This is a genomic window from Marinobacter sp. SBS5, assembly GCF_048285575.1.
In the GTDB taxonomy this organism is placed as follows: Bacteria; Pseudomonadota; Gammaproteobacteria; order Pseudomonadales; family Oleiphilaceae; genus Marinobacter.
Genome location: NZ_JBLWAZ010000014.1, coordinates 1 through 1,679 on the forward strand (window position 1 = coordinate 1; position 1,679 = coordinate 1,679).

General features: G+C 55.2%; 1 protein-coding gene. It reads right to left on the reverse strand.

The window, feature by feature from the left end; genetic code table 11:
- Positions 1–174: 174 nt before the first annotated feature.
- Complete coding sequence (gene miaB / locus ACNQ6O_RS15740; RefSeq protein WP_114334132.1) at positions 175–1,521, reverse strand: tRNA (N6-isopentenyl adenosine(37)-C2)-methylthiotransferase MiaB; 1,347 nt, start codon at positions 1,519–1,521, stop codon at positions 175–177.
- Positions 1,522–1,679 lie beyond the last annotated feature (158 nt).

Here is a 1,679-nt window from a genome sequence, read left to right on the forward strand (position 1 = left end):
TTTTCATGCCATCGTGAAGCCGGAAGGAGGTGGGTTGGTGAAGCCTCCCCAAAATGTGCGGAGCCATGGATGGCGGAGCAGAAGCGCCACATGGATGTGCCGAAGGAGCGGTTTTTGGGAGGCTTCACCAGCCCGCATCCCACCACCAGCCCCAAAGCACATGGGGGCCGAAATTTAGTACATCGCCGAATCCACAGGCTTACCACGCAAAGAGTTCGCGTAAGCCTCAACAATCTCCACATCGACAAAGTGCCCAACGATCTCTGGGTTGTCGTGACGGAAGTTCACAATCCGGTTGTTCTCGGTGCGGCCTGAGTATTCTCCAGGATCTTTCTTCGAAAGCCCGGTAACCAGAATGCGCTGAGTCGAGCCTACCATCTTGCGGCTGATGTCCATTACCGTCTGGTTGATACGATCCTGCAGGATCTTCAGACGCTGCTTCTTTACTTCCATCGGCGTATCGTCTGGCAGGTCGGCTGCCGGCGTACCCGGACGGGCGCTGTAAATGAAACTGAACGACATATCGAAACCGATGTCGTTGATCAGCTTCATGGTGTCCTCGAAATCTTTGTCGGTTTCGCCGGGGAAGCCAATAATGAAATCGGAAGAGAAACTGATGTCCGGGCGAATCTTGCGCAAACGGCGCAGCTTGGATTTGTACTCCAACGCTGTGTGACCGCGCTTCATGGCCGCCAAGATGCGATCGGAACCGCTTTGCACCGGCAAGTGCAGGTGGCTGACTAGCTCGGGTACCCGCTCGTAAACTTCGATCAGCGAATCGCTGAATTCCACCGGGTGAGAGGTGGTGTAGCGGATTCGGTCGATGCCATCGATGGTGGCGATCATTTCAACCAGTTCAGCCATGTCCATCACGTCGCCGTCGTGGGTTTCACCACGGTATGCGTTCACGTTCTGGCCCAGCAGGTTTACTTCACGCACGCCCTGGCTGGCCAAGTGAGCAACTTCGGCAATCACGTCATCCACCGGACGACTGACTTCTTCACCGCGGGTGTAGGGCACCACGCAGAAAGTGCAGTACTTGCTGCAGCCTTCCATGATAGAAACAAACGCGGAGGGGCCGTCTGCGCCGGGGTCTGGCAGGTTGTCGAATTTTTCGATTTCCGGGAAGCTAACATCAACCACGCCAACGCCATTACCTTTGGCGCGCACTTCGGTGATCATGTCTGGCAGGCGGTGCAGGGTTTGCGGGCCGAAAACCATATCTACAAATGGGGCCCGGTCGATGATCGCCTGACCTTCCTGACTCGCTACGCAGCCGCCGACGCCGATGATGGTGTCGGGTTTGTTGCTTTTGAGCTTTTTCCAACGGCCGAGTTGGTGAAATACTTTTTCCTGGGCTTTTTCCCGGATGGAGCAGGTGTTCAGCAGCAGGATGTCGGCGTCCTCTGGTGAGTCGGTCATTTCGACGGGCTCGCCAGTTTTGAGTAGGTCTGCCATGCGGGCGGAGTCGTACTCGTTCATTTGGCAGCCGTGGGTTTTGATGTACAGCTTCTTGGCCATGGGTCTCACGCGGTTTGGTGTATGTTGCGCCGGGTGTGGTGTTTTTGGCGCTGGCAAAAATTGGACGGCACATTATACCGGTGTGATTAAACTTCAACCACCGTTGTCTCGGTATTCCTTACCAAACACTATGCTATTATTTGCGGCCTTCATGTTTT

Bases quoted from the DNA above. Each gene is read 5' to 3' on its own strand.
- miaB (WP_114334132.1), bottom strand. From the start codon at position 1,521: ATGGCCAAGAAGCTGTACATCAAAACCCACGGCTGCCAAATGAACGAG.